The organism is Leifsonia sp. ALI-44-B, assembly GCF_001984125.1.
Classification (GTDB): domain Bacteria; phylum Actinomycetota; class Actinomycetes; order Actinomycetales; family Microbacteriaceae; genus Okibacterium.
This window is the reverse complement of sequence record NZ_MTQL01000007.1, coordinates 1-14,134: the sequence shown is the minus strand read 5'-3', so window position 1 is coordinate 14,134 and position 14,134 is coordinate 1. Positions and strand designations below refer to the sequence as shown.

The window sequence follows — 14,134 nt, the reverse complement described above, 5'->3', positions numbered from 1 at the left end:
GTCGTCGGCCGACAGTGCCGCTCGCATCGGCCCGAAGGACCACCCGGAGGCCGACCGACAGAAGGTGACGCAGCGGCGACCGACCGCGAGCAGTTGCCGTAGTGGAACTGCCCGTAGCGGAACTGCCCGAGCGGAACTTCCCTAGCGGAAGTTGACGAACTGCAGGTCGATGTCGAGGTCGCTCGACTTCAGCATGGCGATGGTGTCTTGCAGGTCGTCGCGGCTCTTCGACTGCACGCGCAGCTCGTCGCCCTGGATCTGCGATTTGACGCCCTTGGGGGCCTCGTCGCGGATGAGCTTGTTGATCTTCTTGGCGTTCTCCTGCGTAATGCCGTCTTTCAACGACGCCTCGATGCGGAACTCTTTGCCACTCGCGTAGGGCTCGCCGGCGTCGAGGCTCTTGAGCGAGATGCCGCGCTTGATGAGCTTGGACTGGTAGACGTCGAGCACGGCCTTGACCCGCTCTTCGCTGTTGGCCTTCATGAGGATCTTTTCGCCGCTCGGGGCGATCGACGCGCCCGTGCCCTTGAAGTCGTAGCGCTGCTCGATCTCTTTGTGCGCCTGGTGGAGGGCGTTGTCGGCCTCCATCTTGTCGACCTTGCTGACCACGTCAAAAGAGGAATCTGCCATCTCCCCATCCTAGCGAAGGGATGGTGGCGCGCCACAGCCGGGATCGACCGGTCGACCAGCCGAGCGGCCAGTCGCTCGCGGCAGGTCAGGCGGCCGAGAGCGACTGGCGGCCGCGCCGGCCTACGCGGTCGAGGGCTTCGGGGCGGCCGTCGACGAGCGCACGACCAGCTCGAACGGCACGGGCACGCGTTCGGCGCTCAAGAGATCGGGAGTCGACTGGGCAGCCCCCGGCTCGGGTTCGAGGTGCTCCATGAGCAACTCGACGGCCCGTTCGCCCTGGCGCTTCGGAAACTGCGCCACGGTGGTCAACCCGAAGAAGTCGGCCAGCTGGTGGTCATCGACCCCCGACACGCTCACGTCGCCCGGCACGTTGAGCCCCAGGTCGCGTGCGGCCAGGATGCTGCCGATGGCCATCTCGTCGGATGCCGCCACGATCGCGGTCGGCCGGTCCCGGGGTTGCCCGAGCAACTGCTTCGCCGCCCGGAACCCGCCCTTCATGGTGAAGTCAGCCGCGCGGAACAGGGCCGGATCGGGGGTGATCCCGGCATCCCGCAGCGCCTGTTCGTAGCCCTTGCGGCGGTAGGTGGGCACCTTGAAGTCGCGGTCGAACGCGCTGTCACCGCCGATATGCGCGATGCGCGTATGCCCGAGCGACAACAGATGCTCGGTGGACAGGCTCGTCATGGCGCTGTCGACGACCGTGAGGCTCGGAACCCCCGGCAACACGCCGCCGACCGACACGAGCGGTTTGCCGAGCGAGTGCAGGCTCGAGACCTCATCGTCGCTCAACTCGAGGCTAACCGCGATGACCGCGTCGACGCGCCGTCGCAGCAGGAAATGCTCGAAGACGCTGCGGCGGTCGTCGCCGCCGCCCGTCAGGTTGTACAGGGTGAGGTCGTAGCCCCGGCGGAGCAGGGCCGTCTCGGCACCCTCGACGACCGACGAGAAGTACCACTCCGAGAGGAACGGCACCACGATGCCCACGTTGCGCGTGCGGCCGGACGCCAGGCTCGAGGCATTCGACGAGACGACGTAGTCGAGATGTTCGGCGGACGCGCTGACCTTTGCGCGTGTGGCGTCGGAGACATAGCCGCGGCCGCTGAGGGCCCGCGAGACCGTTGCGGTCGAGACGCCGGCATGCTTCGCAACGTCGTCGATGCCGACCATGAGCGCCCTTCGAACCGTCTGGATGTGAACACAGCCTATCGACCGGCCTCGATTTCTCTGAACGGCCATCTCAGGCTACTATTTTCAAGCGCCTTCGGTTGGCTGTTCAAGTTTGGTCGAGCGCGCTCTGGCGAGTTACCCAAGCGGCCAAAGGGATCTGACTGTAAATCAGACTGCTCAGCATTCGGGGGTTCGAATCCCTCACTCGCCACCATCTTCACCCCACGCTGTCGCCCGCACCGACTGTGCCTTTCCCCGCACGGGCTGTGCTTTTGCGATGCCGTTCTTCGCATGCCGCTCGCGTCACGGCGAAATCAGCGCATTGATTGCGGCTCGCAGCCGCGCACATTCGCCGCGGAGATAGGCCAGCTCGCGTTCGAGCTCTTCTGACGCGCCTGCATAGCCCGTGCCCAAGCCGTCGGTGTCGAGGCGGGCATTGGCCGCAGCGGCGGCCGCCCCCGCGATTCCGGATGCTGCGCCCTCACGCCCGGCCTCCCGTGCCGCCCGCTGAGCCTCCCGTTTCTCGCGCGTCTTCAGCCACGACCGCAGCGACTGCTCGCCCACCCCGAGCGCCGTGGCCGTCGCGCGCACCGCGGAGCGATCGCCCGGGTCGCGCTCCCGAAGCTCGTCGACCATGGCCAACGCCTCGGCCTTCAGCTCGACGGAGTATTTGCGTTCGAGAGCCATCGAATCCCCTTATGCGTGTTCGCGTGCATGCGATCGGACGCGCCAACGGGTGGCGCGGGGCGGGGACGGCACCACGGTAACAGGTCGGCAGGTGCCCGAAACGGCCCGGATGCGGGCAGGCCGGACGGCACGCCACGATCACGGGGGTGTGCGCCGAAAAGTGTCGCCTCCGGCATCCAGCGCTCAGGCGTGTCGCGATAGCGTGGAGGCATGACAGCTGCCGCCGAATTCGTCGCCCTCGCCCAGGACATCGCCGCCGAGGCATCCGCCCTCGCCTTCAAGCGCCGACACGAGGGGGTCAGCGTGGCGGCGAGTAAATCGTCGCCCGAGGACATCGTGACGGCCGCCGATCGCGAGGTCGAGCAGCTCATCAAGGGCCGCCTGGCCGACGCGCGGCCGAACGACGGCTTCCTTGGCGAGGAGACCGGCGAGGCGTCGAGCGCTTCGGGCATCACCTGGGTTGTCGACCCGATCGATGGCACCGTGAACTACCTCTACGGCATTCCGGCCTACGCCGTGTCGATCGCCGTGGTCGAGGGAGAAGCCGATCCCGCCACCTGGGAGTCGATCGCGGGCGTCGTGGCGAACCCGGTGGCCGACGAGACGTTCGTGGCCACGCGCGGCGGGGGAGCGACCCTGAACGGGCGCGCGCTGAGCGTCAACCGCAACGTGCCGCTCAACCTGGCCCTGACCGGCACGGGCTTCTCCTATGCGGCCGAGCGCCGCGTGGTGCAGGCCGAGGTCGTGCAGAACCTGCTCGCCGAGGTGCGCGACATCCGCCGCATCGGTTCGGCCGCGCTCGACCTGTGCAACGTCGCGGCCGGGCGCATCGACGCCTACTACGAGCGCGGGCTGAACCCGTGGGACCTGGGTGCCGGCGCCCTCATCGCGGAAGAGGCTGGCGCTATCGTCGCGGGCTTCGACGGCGCGCGATATGGCCGCGACCTCACCATCGCCGCGGCCCCCGAACTCTTCGTCGAGCTCGAGAACGCCCTGAAGCGAGCCGGGCTTACGCTCGACTGACCTCGACGTCGAGACGTCGTCGACCGAACGCGGGGAGTCCTCGACGCGTCATCGCGGGAGCACGTGACGCCTGAACCTCTGCACCTCTCGAACGCCGAAACGGCGGGCCCGGCAACGAATGCCTAGCCCGCCGTTTCGCGGTTCGTCAGATGTAAAGCGGCGCTCTACTGCCCCTGCGCCTTGTAACGCGCCTCGGTGGCGTCCTTCTGCGGAGCCCACCAGGCCTCGTTGTCGCGGTACCACGCGATGGTGTCGGCAAGGCCCGACGCGAAGTCGGAGAACTGCGGCTGCCAGCCGAGCTCGGTGCGCAGACGCGACGAGTCGATGGCGTAGCGCAGGTCGTGGCCCGGGCGGTCGATCACGTGGTCGTAGGCGTCGGCGGGCTGGCCCAGCTCGGTGAGGATGAGCTCGACGACCTCTTTGTTGTTCTTCTCGCCGTCGGCCCCGATGAGGTAGGTCTCGCCGATCTCGCCCTTGTCGAGGATGGTGAGCACGGCCGACGAGTGGTCGTTGGCGTGGATCCAGTCGCGCACGTTCTCGCCCGAGCCGTAGAGCTTGGGGCGTTCGCCACGCAGCACGTTGGTGATCTGGCGCGGGATGAACTTCTCGACGTGCTGGTAGGGCCCGTAGTTGTTGGAGCAGTTGCTGATGGTGGCCTTCACACCGAAGGAGCGCACCCAGGCGCGCACGAGCAGGTCGCTGCCGGCCTTCGTCGACGAGTAGGGGCTCGACGGGTTGTAGGGCGTCTTCTCGGTGAAGCGGTTGGGGTCGTCGAGCTCGAGGTCGCCGTAGACCTCGTCGGTCGAGATGTGGTGGAAGCGCTTGTCGTGCTTGCGCGCCGCCTCGAGCAGCGTGTAGGTGCCGATGATGTTGGTGTCGAGGAACGGCCGCGGGTCGTTCAGCGAGTTGTCGTTGTGGCTCTCGGCCGCGTAGTGCACGACGGCGTCGGACGCTTCGACGAGCTGGTCGACGAGCGCGGCATCTTGGATGTCGCCGACGACGAGTTCGAAGCGGTCTGCGGGCAGCCCCTCGAGCGACGCCGTGTTGCCGGCGTAGGTCATCTTGTCGAGCACCGTGACCGTGTGGTCGGTGTTGGCGAGCACATAGTGGACGAAGTTGGAACCGATGAATCCGGCACCGCCGGTTACGAGGAGTCTAGACACGCCGTCCAGTGTAGCGGGCGCTCGCGGGAGCGTCCCTGAACGGCCGAATGCCCGGCCAGCGCCCCGAAGGACGGTGGCCGGGCATTCAGAGGTCGCGACTAGCGGGCGAGCCAGACGGTGGTGTCGGCGGGCAGTACGGCGCCCTCGATGGGGCCGGAGGCCAGCAGCACCTCGGCGTCCAGCAGGTCGGCGGGCAATTCGACGGCCGTCTCGCCGGCGTTCGCGATCACGGTCACGCCGCTGTTCGAGAAGGCCACGACGTCGTCGCCGAAACCGTCGATCCAGGTCACGCCGCCGAGTCCCAGCCGGTGGGCGCGGCGCAGCTGCAGGGCGAGGCGGTAGAGCTCGAGCGTCGAGCCCGGCGTGCCCTCCTGGCGGTCGCGCGCGTAGTCGTCCCAGTCGTCGGGCTGCGGCAGCCACGAGGCGCCGGTCTCGTTGAAGCCGTATGCGGGCGCTCCCGCCTGCCAGGGGATGGGCACGCGGCATCCGTCACGTCCGTAGCGCTCGCCGTTGGTGCGGAACCAGGTGGGGTCTTGGCGCGCCTCGTCGGGCAGGTCGATGACCTCGGGCAGGCCCAGCTCTTCACCCTGGTAGATGTACGCGCCACCCGGCAGCGCCAACATGAGGGCGGATGCCGCACGCGCACGTCGCAGCCCCACCTCGCGCACGGGCTTGCCGGGGCTCTTCGGGCCGATGCCAGCGCCCTGCGGGTTCTCGGCGGTCAGGGCCAGGCGCGAGGCGTGGCGCACGACGTCGTGGTTCGACAGCACCCACGTGCTCGGTGCCCCGACGGCACCGAATGCGGCCAGCGACTCGTCGATGACGACGCGCAGTGCCGAGGCGTTCCACGGGGTCTCGAGGTAGGGGAAGTTGAACGCCTGCTGCATCTCGTCGGGGCGCACCCACTTGGCCATCTTCGACAGCGGGTCGACCCAGGCCTCGGCGCACAGCACGCGTTCGCCCTCGTATTCGTCGAGCACCTTGTGCCAGTCGCGGTAGATCTCGTGCACACCCTCCTGGCCCCAGTAGGGCGCGCTCGGCAGCTCAATCTGCTCGCCCGTCTCGGGGTCGATGCCGCCGGCGCCGCCCATGCTGCCACCCTCGGCGGGCGGCGTGTAGTCGGGCAGGCCGTCTTCTTTGATCATGCCGTGGGCCACGTCGACGCGGAATCCGTCGGCACCGCGGTCGAGCCAGAAGCGCAGGATGCCGCGGAAGCGCTCGCGCACCTCTTCGTTGGTCCAGTCGAAGTCGGGCTGGCTGCGGTCGAACAGGTGCAGGTACCACTGGCCGGGCGTGCCATCGGGTTCGGTGATGCGCGTCCACGCGGGGCCGCCGAACACGGACTCCCAGTTGTTGGGCGCCTCAGAACCGTCGGCACCCTTGCCGTCGCGGAACAGGTAGCGGGCGCGTTCGGGCGAGCCGGGTGCCGCGGCGAGGGCCTGCTTGAACCATTCGTGCTCCGACGACGAGTGGTTCGGAACCAGGTCGACGATGATGCGGATGCCGCGGGCGTGTGATTCGGCGACGAGGCGGTCGAAGTCATCCAGCGTGCCGAACAGCGGGTCGACGTCGCAGTAGTCGGCCACATCGTAGCCGGCGTCGTTCTGCGGCGAGGTGAAGAACGGGGACAGCCAGAGGGCGTCGACGCCCAGGTCGGTGAGCGAGTCGAGGCGCGACGTGATGCCGGGCAGGTCGCCCATACCGTCGCCGTTCGCGTCGGCGAAGGACCGCGGATAGATCTGGTAGATGACGGCGCTGCGCCACCATTCGTCGCCCGTCGTGGTGAGCACCTGCTCGGGGGCGATGTCGGTGACGGAGCCTTCTCCGGGCAGTTCGGGAGTCGCGTCGCTCGTAATAGTCATGGCGGTACTTTACGGGAGTCGCCGTCTTCCTGGAAACGCTTGCCCTCAGAACTTCTCGGTAACTTTCCGGCAACGATCGCTTGCATGCGATATCTGGAGTTGCTCCGCCCCCGAGCAGGGGGTATGAATGGAAACGCTTGCAGTCGCAGCCGTCGGGAGAAAGGCCTCCCGGCTATCGCTTTGAGAAAGGCATCACCAATGAGGGTGAAGAAGAACCGTTCCCTGTCGGTCATCGCGGTGGGAGCCGCAGCAGCGCTGGCATTGGCCGGCTGCGCATCGGGCGGGGGCAGCTCCGACGAGTCGACCTCGGGTGGCACTCTGACCGTGTGGGTCGACGCCGACCGCGCCCCCGTTCTGAAGGACGCCGCCGCCGCATTCACGAAGGAGACCGGCGTCGATGTAAAACTCGTACAGAAAGACTTCGCCAAGATCCAGGAAGAGTTCGTGGCGCAGGTGCCGTCGGGCAAGGGTCCCGACATCACCATCGGCGCGCACGACTGGCTGGGTGGTTTCGTGACCAACGGCGTCGTGCAGCCCGTCGAGCTGGGCGACTCGGCATCCGAATTCGAGGATGTCGCGATTCAGGCCGTCACCTATGACGGCAAGACCTACGGCGTGCCGTATTCGATCGAGTCGATCGGCCTGCTGCGTAACACGGCGCTCGCGCCGACGGCCCCGGCCACCTACGACGACATGGTCGCGGCGGGCAAGGCCGCCGGAACCGAGTTCCCCTACCTGGTGCAGATCGGCGAAGAGGCCGACCCCTACCACCTCTACCCGTTCCAGACCTCGTTCGGAGCGCCCGTCTTCGGCACCAACGCCGACGGCACCTACAACGCCGACGACCTGCAGATCGGCAACGCGGGCGGCGACGCTTTCGCGACCTGGCTGCAGGCGCAAGGCCAGGCCGGCCTCATGAGCACGTCGGTGACACCCGACATCGCGAAGGAGAAGTTCAACGCGGGAGCCTCGCCGTTCTTCATCACCGGGCCGTGGAACGTGCCCGACGCCCAGAAGGCCGGCATCGACGTGGCCGTCGACCCGATCCCCGCGCCGGGTGGCCAGGCCGCGCAGCCCTTCGTGGGCGTGCAGGGCTTCTTCGTCTCGGCGAAGACCAAGAATCAGCTCGCCGCCAACGAGTTCCTCACCAACTTCATCGGCACCGAGAAGGTGCAGACCGAGCTTTACAAGGTGGGCGGTCGCGCGCCGGCCAACACGGCCTCGTTCGAGGCTGCGGCGTCCGACCCGATCGTCGCCGCGTTCGGCGAGGTGAGCAAGAACGGTGTGCCCATGCCGTCGATCCCCGCCATGGGCAAGGTGTGGCAGTACTGGGGCGTCACGCAGGCCGCCATCATCCAGGGCCAGGGTGACCCCGTCGAGCTGTGGCAGAAGATGACGACCGACATCCAGGGTGCCATCGCCGGTTAGCCCGGCGCCAGCCCTTCGCGGGTGCCGGCGGCTTCGGCCGGCCGGCACCCGCCCCTCCCGCGCACCCAGTCCACGAGAACGGCACACACCATGAGCACCAACCTTCGGCCGCGCGCCGACTCCGATCGGGCGCCTGACGACGCGCCGCCGCCCACCACGAATCAACGCCGGGCCCGCCGCGTGGCCGAGGTGGCATCGGGCGGCATCTGGCCGCTCATCGTCAAGATCGTGGCTCTCGGCATCCTCGACGCCGTCAGCGTCTATGCGTTGTTCGTCATCGCGATGCAAGAGAACTGGGTGCTCTTCGCCGTCGTGCTGGTGGGCGCAGGCCTTATCAATCTCATCTACTTCCGGCCCGGGATGCTTCCCCTCAAGTACCTCGCCCCCGGGCTCGTCTTCCTCCTGGTGTTCCAGGTGTTCGTGATCGGCTACACCGCCTACATCTCGGTCACGAACTATGGCACGGGGCACAACAGCACGAAGGAGGACGCGGTCACCGCGCTCATCCAGTCGTCGCAGGCCCGCGTTCCGGACTCGCCCACCTACGAGTTGACGGTCATCGAACGCGCCGGCACGCTCGGCTTTCTCGTGACCGACCCCGACGGTGAGGTGCTCGTGGGTGACCCCGAGACGCCGCTCGCCCCGACATCCGACGCCGAACTGTCGCTCGGAAAAGCGGTGGCCGTGCCCGGCGCGACCTCACTCGACTTCGCGCAGATCGTGCAGCGGCAGGGCGAGATCGCCGATCTTGCCGTTCCCGTCTCGGATGATCCCAACGACGGCACCCTGCGCACCCCCGACGGATCGAGCGCCTACCTCTATACCTCGTCCCTCGTCTACGACGCCTCGGCCGACACCATGACCGATGCGGCCACGGGCACCGTCTACTCCGATATCGGCACGGGCGCGTTCGCGGCCGACGACGGCACCGAGCTGCTGCCTGGGTGGAGCATCGTCGTGGGCGGCGAGAACTACGTCAAAGCCTTCACCGACCCGACCATCCGCGGCCCCGTCATCGGGGTCATCATCTGGACGTTCGTCTTCGCGATCCTCTCGGTCGCGACCACGTTCGCGCTCGGGCTGTTCTTGGCGGTCGTGTTCAACGACCAGCGCATGAAGGGCCGCAAGTTCTATCGCGTGCTCATGATCCTGCCCTACGCATTCCCCGGGTTCCTCTCGGCGCTCGTGTGGGCGGGGTTGCTCAACCAGGACTTCGGGTTCGTGAACCAGGTGCTGTTCGGGGGCGCCGACATCCCGTGGCTGACCAACGAATGGCTGGCCAAGGCGAGCGTGCTCTTCGTGAACCTGTGGCTGGGATTCCCGTACATGTTCCTGGTGTGCACGGGTGCCCTGCAGTCGATTCCCGAAGAGCTGCAAGAGGCAGCGACGGTCGACGGCGCCAAACCGTTCGCCATCTTCCGGCTCATCAAGTTCCCGCTGCTGCTCGTGTCGGTCGCGCCCCTGCTGATCGCCTCGTTCGCGTTCAACTTCAACAACTTCAACCTGATCTACATGCTCACGGGCGGTGGGCCGAGGGATGCCGCGGCCGGCGTCAACGTGGGCGGAACCGACATCCTCATCTCGATGGTTTACAAGGTCGCCTTCGTGGGCGCCGATCGCGACTACGGATTGGCGAGCGCGTTCTCGATCATCATCTTCCTGTTGGTGGCGATCATCTCGGTGGTCAGCTTCCGGCGCACCAAGGCCCTCGAGGAGCTGAGCTGATATGAGCAGCAGCACGCACACCCCCCTGTCCGAGATTCCCGCGCGTCGCCCCGTCACCGCGGGTGCCTGGTTCCGCGCGACCGGATGGCGGCACCTCATCGGCATCGTCATGGTCGTCTTCTCGGTGTTCCCCCTTCTTTACGTGCTCTCGGCGTCCCTCAACCCGAACGGCACGCTCATCGGCTCCAACGCGCTCTTCTCGCGGCTGGGATTCGACAGCTATGTCGCCCTCTTCCAGTCGTCGCAGCAGCCCTACGCCGCCTGGTTCGTCAACACGCTCGTGATCGGGCTCACCACGGCCGTCGGCACCGTGTTGCTCGGGGCGCTCGCCGCCTACACGTTCAGCCGCATGCGGTTCACGGGCCGCCGGTTCGGGCTCATGAGCCTGCTCGTGGTGCAGATCTTTCCCCAGCTTCTCGCGGTCGTCGCAATCTTCCTGTTGCTGACCACGCTGGGCGACATCTTCCCCGCGCTGGGTCTCGACAACCAGCTGGCGCTCATCATGGTCTACCTGGGCGGAGCGCTCGGCGTGAACACCTACCTCATGTACGGCTTCTTCAACACGGTGCCGCCGGCCATCGACGAGGCGGCCAAGATCGACGGCGCGGGGCATGCGCGCATCTTCTTCACGATCATCCTGCGGCTTGTGGCGCCCATCCTCGCGGTCGTCGGGCTGCTGTCGTTCATCGCGACGACCAACGAGTTCGTGATCGCCAGCGTGGTGCTCGTGTCGCCCGAGAAACAGACGCTCGCGGTGGGTCTCTACCAGTTCGTCTCGCAGGAGTTCACGTCGAACTGGAGCGTCTTCGCGGCCGGTGCCGTGCTCGCCGCGCTGCCCGTCATGGCCCTGTTCCTGTTCCTGCAGAAGTACATCGTGGGCGGGCTCACGGCCGGAAGCGTCAAATAGTCCGTCGCTCCTCTTATAGAGTGGATGCAGCGGGGAATGGTGGTTCGAACCGAGGGTTCGAAGATGCTATTCTCTACTGGTGCCAAATTGCGCAAGCAACGAGGTCACGCCCCGATAGCTCAGTGGTAGAGCACTTCCATGGTAAGGAAGGGGTCGTCGGTTCAAACCCGACTCGGGGCTCGATAACTTTCTCGGTTCGCGCGGCTGTCACGCAGCAACGTGGCGGGGTGGGTTTCGCGGCAGGGTAGCTCAGCTGGTCAGAGCGCACGACTCATAATCGTGAGGTCGCGGGTTCAAGCCCCGCTCCTGCTACCGCTCGATTGAACGGCCCTCGATTTCGGGGGCCGTTTTGCATTCGCTCGGCATATTTCGGCAGGAGAAGTGTCATGAAGCGTTCGCCTCGCACTTACGTCTGGCTGATCGTGACCGGGCTCGTGGCCGGCCTGCTGTCCGGACTCTTCGGCGTGGGTGGCGGCATCCTCATCGTTCCCGCGCTCGTGTTCCTGCTCAAGTTCGACCAGCGCCTCGCCGCGGGCACTTCCCTCGGCGCCATCGTGCCCACGTCCATCGTCGGCGTCATCTCCTATGCGGCCAGCGGTTCGGTTGAATGGATGGCTGCGCTCTACCTCGCGCTCGGTGCGATCGTCGGCGCGCAGATCGGCTCGTGGCTCTTGCACAAGATCCCGAAGCTCGTGCTGCAGTGGGCGTTCATCGCATTCCTGGTGGTCGTAATCGTGCAGCTCTTCCTCGTGGTGCCGGCGCGGGATGCCGTGATCGACTACACCGTCTGGTCGTCGATCGGTCTCGTCGTGCTGGGCCTCGTGACCGGCATCCTCTCGGGCCTGCTCGGAATCGGCGGGGGAGTCGTCGTCGTGCCGCTGCTCATCGTGCTGTTCGGCGCGAGCGACCTGGCGGCCAAGGGCACGTCGCTCCTCATGATGATCCCGACCGGCATCTCTGGCAGCATCGGCAACTTGCGCCGCGGCAACATCGACCTGGTCGCGGCGGGTGTCGTCGGCCTGGCCGCCTGCACCACCACGGCCCTGGGCGCTCTCATCGCGGCCGTCATCCCGCCGTCCCTCGGCACCATCTTGTTCGCCGTGTTCCTGATCGCGGTCGGCATCCAGCTGACCGTGCGCGCCATCCGGTCGTCGCGTCGCCCGTCGACCGACGCCGGCTAGTCCAGGCGCAGCACACGGGCGCCGTGGGGCGGCCGGGTAGGGTGGACGGGTGACTGTGAATCCGGACATCCAGGGGAAGAAGTTCCCCCCGACGGCCCCCTATCTTGTGGGCCGCGAGAAGGTGCGCGAGTTCGCGCGCGCCGTCTTCGCCACCAACCCCGTCAACCTCGACCCCGAGGCGGCCCGCGCCGCCGGGCACGCCGACGTGGTGGCGCCGCCCACCTTCCCGGTGGTCGTGCAAGAGGCCACTCTGGCCCAGCTCCTCGCCGACGAGACGGCCGGCATCGACTTCAGCCGCGTCGTGCACGGCGAGCAGCGCTTCAGCTACACGCGTCCGATCGTCGCGGGCGACGAGCTCACGGCCACGCTGACGGTCACGAGCGTCAAGTCGCTGGGTGGCAACTCGATGGTCACGGCCTCGTCCGACATCGTCGATGCCGGGGGCGCGCACGTCGTCACGGCCATCTCCACCCTCGTCGTCAGGGGAGACGCATGAGCACCACGATCGATTTCGCCACGCTGACCGTCGGAGACGTCGTCGCCGAGCGCGAGTTCGCCCTCACGCGTGACTCGCTCGTGCGCTACGCCGGCGCATCCGGTGACTTCAACCCGATCCACTACCGCGACGATGTCGCCGCCTCCGTCGGCCTGCCGGGCGTCCTGGCGCACGGCATGCTCACCATGGGCTTCGCGGTGCAGCCCGTCGTCGACTGGGTGGGCGATCCCGCCGCCGTCGTCGACTACCAGGTGCGCTTCACGCGTCCCGTGGTCGTCGACCCCGAGGTGGGCGTTTCGGTCACAGTTGTGGCGAAGGTCGGGCAGCTCGATGCCGAGGCATCCGTGGCCCGCATCGATCTCACGGTGTCAGTCGAGGGATCGACGGTGCTCGGCAAGGCCCAGGCCCGCGTCTCGTTCGCACCCGCCCAGCACGCTTGATTTCAGCACGCTTGATACACAGCACGATTGATACCCGGAACGCGGAGGTGACCCGATGACGGATCGTCCGAGAGGTCGCCACGCGCGGCCCGACACGCACGTCGACGAGGTCGCCCCGAGTAGAGCCCGCGTCTCGCAGAAGCCGACCCCGATCGCGGCCTACACGACGTTCCGCGTCGGCGGCCCGGCTGCATCGACCGTCGTCGCGACCACGCGGGATCAACTCGTCGACGCCGTGCGCAACACCTGGCGCGCACACGACGAACCCCTGCTCATCGGCGGGGGCTCGAACTCGCTGGTCTCTGACGACGGTTTCGACGGCACCCTGATCCGTGTCGCGACATCCGGAATCGACCGCATCACCGCCGACGTGCCCGCCGGCACCGTTCGGTTGCGCGTCGAGGCGGGCGAATCGTGGGACGGCCTCGTGGCGCACGCCGTCGAACACGGCTGGGCCGGCATCGAAGCGCTGAGCGGCATCCCGGGATCGTGCGGTGCCGCGCCCATCCAGAACATCGGCGCCTACGGGCAAGAGCTCGAATCGGTGCTCGTGGCCGTCGACCTGCTCGACCGTCACACCCTCGAGGTCACGCGTGTGCCGGCCGACGAGCTCGGCCTCGGCTATCGCACGTCCACCCTCAAGCGCCACTCCGGTGACGAGCCCGAGCGCGACGCCGTGGTGCTCGGCATCGAGATCGACCTGCACGACAACGGCGGCCTCAGCGAGCCCATCGCCTACGCCCAGCTCGCCTTCTCGCTGGGCGTCGACCTCGGCGAACGCCTTGCCGTGTCCCAGGTGCGCAAGACCGTGCTCGCCCTGCGAGCCTCCAAGGGCATGGTGTGGGATGCCTCAGACCCCGACACCTGGAGCGCGGGCTCGTTCTTCACCAACCCCGTCGTCGCCGAGTCGTTCGCCCGCACGCTGCCCGAGCGGGCCCCGCGCTGGCCCGTCGATGCCGACGACGATGCGGTGACGGTCATCCCGCTCGACGAGTTCACGGGCGAGATCCAGCGCCCGGCACCGCGCGAGGCGCAGGTAAAGCTCAGCGCCGCGTGGTTGATCGAGAACGCCGGCGTGCACCGCGGTTTCCAGCTGCCCGGTTCGCACGCCGCCATCTCGAGCAAGCACACGCTGGCCCTCACCAACCGCGGCGGCGCGAGCGCGGACGAGATCGCCGAGCTGGCCCGCTACGTGCAGGCGCGCGTACAGTCCGAGTTCGGCGTCATCCTGCAGCCCGAACCCGTTCTGGTGGGCGTCGAGATCTAGCCCCTACCGCGCGAAGAGCTTCTGCAGGCGCTGGACGCCCTCGAGCAGCTGGTCGTCGCCCAGGGCGTAGCTGAAGCGCAGGTATCCGCTCGGGCCGAACGCCTCGCCCGGAACCGCGGCCACCTCGGCCTGTTCGAGCATCAGGTCGGCCAATTCGA

General features: G+C 67.5%; 13 protein-coding genes, 3 tRNA genes and 1 pseudogene. 11 read left to right on the top strand and 6 right to left on the bottom strand.

Annotated elements, in window-relative coordinates; translation table 11 throughout:
- Nucleotides 1-141 precede the first annotated feature (141 nt).
- The gene (locus tag ALI44B_RS06990) at nucleotides 142-630 is read right to left on the bottom strand and encodes a YajQ family cyclic di-GMP-binding protein (RefSeq protein WP_077054057.1); all 489 of its coding nucleotides are present in this window, start codon (nucleotides 628-630) and stop codon (nucleotides 142-144) included.
- 120 nt (nucleotides 631-750) lie between these two features.
- Nucleotides 751-1,797, bottom strand: a complete 1,047-nt coding sequence (locus tag ALI44B_RS06985; RefSeq protein WP_077054056.1) for a LacI family DNA-binding transcriptional regulator — start codon at nucleotides 1,795-1,797, stop codon at nucleotides 751-753.
- A gap of 129 nt (nucleotides 1,798-1,926) precedes the next feature.
- Between ALI44B_RS06985 and ALI44B_RS06980 the strand changes: the two genes are divergently transcribed.
- Nucleotides 1,927-2,011 (top strand) — tRNA-Tyr (locus ALI44B_RS06980).
- Between the two features lie 89 nt (nucleotides 2,012-2,100).
- Here the strand turns inward: ALI44B_RS06980 and ALI44B_RS06975 are convergent.
- Nucleotides 2,101-2,484 carry a hypothetical protein gene (locus ALI44B_RS06975; protein WP_077054055.1) on the bottom strand — a complete coding sequence of 128 codons (384 nt, stop codon included), beginning with the start codon at nucleotides 2,482-2,484 and terminating at the stop codon, nucleotides 2,101-2,103.
- A 210-nt stretch (nucleotides 2,485-2,694) separates the two neighbouring features.
- Between ALI44B_RS06975 and ALI44B_RS06970 the strand changes: the two genes are divergently transcribed.
- Nucleotides 2,695-3,507, top strand: coding sequence for an inositol monophosphatase family protein (locus ALI44B_RS06970; RefSeq protein WP_077054054.1), 813 nt, complete (start codon nucleotides 2,695-2,697; stop codon nucleotides 3,505-3,507).
- A gap of 164 nt (nucleotides 3,508-3,671) precedes the next feature.
- On the opposite strand, the gene rfbB is transcribed toward ALI44B_RS06970, so the two are convergent.
- On the bottom strand, nucleotides 3,672-4,670 hold the full coding sequence (gene rfbB / locus ALI44B_RS06965; protein ID WP_077054053.1) for a dTDP-glucose 4,6-dehydratase: 999 nt from the start codon (nucleotides 4,668-4,670) through the stop codon (nucleotides 3,672-3,674).
- A gap of 98 nt (nucleotides 4,671-4,768) precedes the next feature.
- On the bottom strand, nucleotides 4,769-6,532 hold the full coding sequence (locus tag ALI44B_RS06960) for a glycoside hydrolase family 13 protein (RefSeq protein ID WP_083709707.1): 1,764 nt from the start codon (nucleotides 6,530-6,532) through the stop codon (nucleotides 4,769-4,771).
- A 198-nt stretch (nucleotides 6,533-6,730) separates the two neighbouring features.
- Here ALI44B_RS06960 and ALI44B_RS06955 point away from each other — a divergent pair, with 198 nt between their 5' ends.
- From ALI44B_RS06955 to ALI44B_RS06915, 9 genes are all read left to right on the top strand, one after another.
- A complete protein-coding gene (locus tag ALI44B_RS06955) occupies nucleotides 6,731-7,960 on the top strand; it encodes a sugar ABC transporter substrate-binding protein (RefSeq protein ID WP_077054052.1) in 1,230 nt (409 codons plus the stop codon).
- A 90-nt stretch (nucleotides 7,961-8,050) separates the two neighbouring features.
- Nucleotides 8,051-9,685: an ABC transporter permease subunit gene (locus ALI44B_RS06950; RefSeq protein WP_077054051.1), complete on the top strand. Its 1,635-nt coding sequence runs from the start codon at nucleotides 8,051-8,053 to the stop codon at nucleotides 9,683-9,685.
- A gap of 1 nt (nucleotide 9,686) precedes the next feature.
- A complete protein-coding gene (locus tag ALI44B_RS06945; protein WP_077054050.1) occupies nucleotides 9,687-10,592 on the top strand; it encodes a sugar ABC transporter permease in 906 nt (301 codons plus the stop codon).
- Between the two features lie 108 nt (nucleotides 10,593-10,700).
- A tRNA-Thr gene (locus ALI44B_RS06940) sits at nucleotides 10,701-10,772 on the top strand.
- A 58-nt stretch (nucleotides 10,773-10,830) separates the two neighbouring features.
- Nucleotides 10,831-10,904, top strand: a tRNA-Met gene (locus ALI44B_RS06935).
- Between the two features lie 74 nt (nucleotides 10,905-10,978).
- Nucleotides 10,979-11,773, top strand: a complete 795-nt coding sequence (locus tag ALI44B_RS06930; RefSeq protein ID WP_077054049.1) for a sulfite exporter TauE/SafE family protein — start codon at nucleotides 10,979-10,981, stop codon at nucleotides 11,771-11,773.
- A gap of 49 nt (nucleotides 11,774-11,822) precedes the next feature.
- Nucleotides 11,823-12,269: an FAS1-like dehydratase domain-containing protein gene (locus ALI44B_RS06925; RefSeq protein ID WP_083709705.1), complete on the top strand. Its 447-nt coding sequence runs from the start codon at nucleotides 11,823-11,825 to the stop codon at nucleotides 12,267-12,269.
- Nucleotides 12,266-12,709 (top strand): MaoC family dehydratase, encoded by a 444-nt coding sequence (locus ALI44B_RS06920; protein ID WP_077054047.1) that lies wholly within the window; start codon nucleotides 12,266-12,268, stop codon nucleotides 12,707-12,709. Before ALI44B_RS06925 ends, ALI44B_RS06920 begins: the two co-directional genes overlap by 4 nt.
- 55 nt (nucleotides 12,710-12,764) lie before the next feature.
- Nucleotides 12,765-13,976: a UDP-N-acetylmuramate dehydrogenase gene (locus ALI44B_RS06915; protein ID WP_083709704.1), complete on the top strand. Its 1,212-nt coding sequence runs from the start codon at nucleotides 12,765-12,767 to the stop codon at nucleotides 13,974-13,976.
- Between the two features lie 3 nt (nucleotides 13,977-13,979).
- Here the strand turns inward: ALI44B_RS06915 and ALI44B_RS15870 are convergent.
- Nucleotides 13,980-14,134, bottom strand: a pseudogene (locus tag ALI44B_RS15870) (aspartate aminotransferase); the annotation flags it as partial.

Excerpts from the sequence above, each read along its gene's own strand:
- ALI44B_RS06955 (WP_077054052.1), top strand. The coding sequence starts at position 6,731 with ATGAGGGTGAAGAAGAACCGTTCCCTGTCGGTCATCGCGGTGGGAGCC.
- ALI44B_RS06930 (WP_077054049.1), top strand. The coding sequence starts at position 10,979 with ATGAAGCGTTCGCCTCGCACTTACGTCTGGCTGATCGTGACCGGGCTC.
- ALI44B_RS06975 (WP_077054055.1), bottom strand. The coding sequence starts at position 2,484 with ATGGCTCTCGAACGCAAATACTCCGTCGAGCTGAAGGCCGAGGCGTTG.
- ALI44B_RS06915 (WP_083709704.1), top strand. The coding sequence starts at position 12,765 with ATGACGGATCGTCCGAGAGGTCGCCACGCGCGGCCCGACACGCACGTC.
- ALI44B_RS06985 (WP_077054056.1), bottom strand. The coding sequence starts at position 1,797 with ATGGTCGGCATCGACGACGTTGCGAAGCATGCCGGCGTCTCGACCGCA.
- ALI44B_RS06990 (WP_077054057.1), bottom strand. The coding sequence starts at position 630 with ATGGCAGATTCCTCTTTTGACGTGGTCAGCAAGGTCGACAAGATGGAG.
- ALI44B_RS06920 (WP_077054047.1), top strand. The coding sequence starts at position 12,266 with ATGAGCACCACGATCGATTTCGCCACGCTGACCGTCGGAGACGTCGTC.
- ALI44B_RS06970 (WP_077054054.1), top strand. The coding sequence starts at position 2,695 with ATGACAGCTGCCGCCGAATTCGTCGCCCTCGCCCAGGACATCGCCGCC.
- ALI44B_RS06945 (WP_077054050.1), top strand. The coding sequence starts at position 9,687 with ATGAGCAGCAGCACGCACACCCCCCTGTCCGAGATTCCCGCGCGTCGC.
- ALI44B_RS06950 (WP_077054051.1), top strand. The coding sequence starts at position 8,051 with ATGAGCACCAACCTTCGGCCGCGCGCCGACTCCGATCGGGCGCCTGAC.
- ALI44B_RS06960 (WP_083709707.1), bottom strand. The coding sequence starts at position 6,532 with ATGACTATTACGAGCGACGCGACTCCCGAACTGCCCGGAGAAGGCTCC.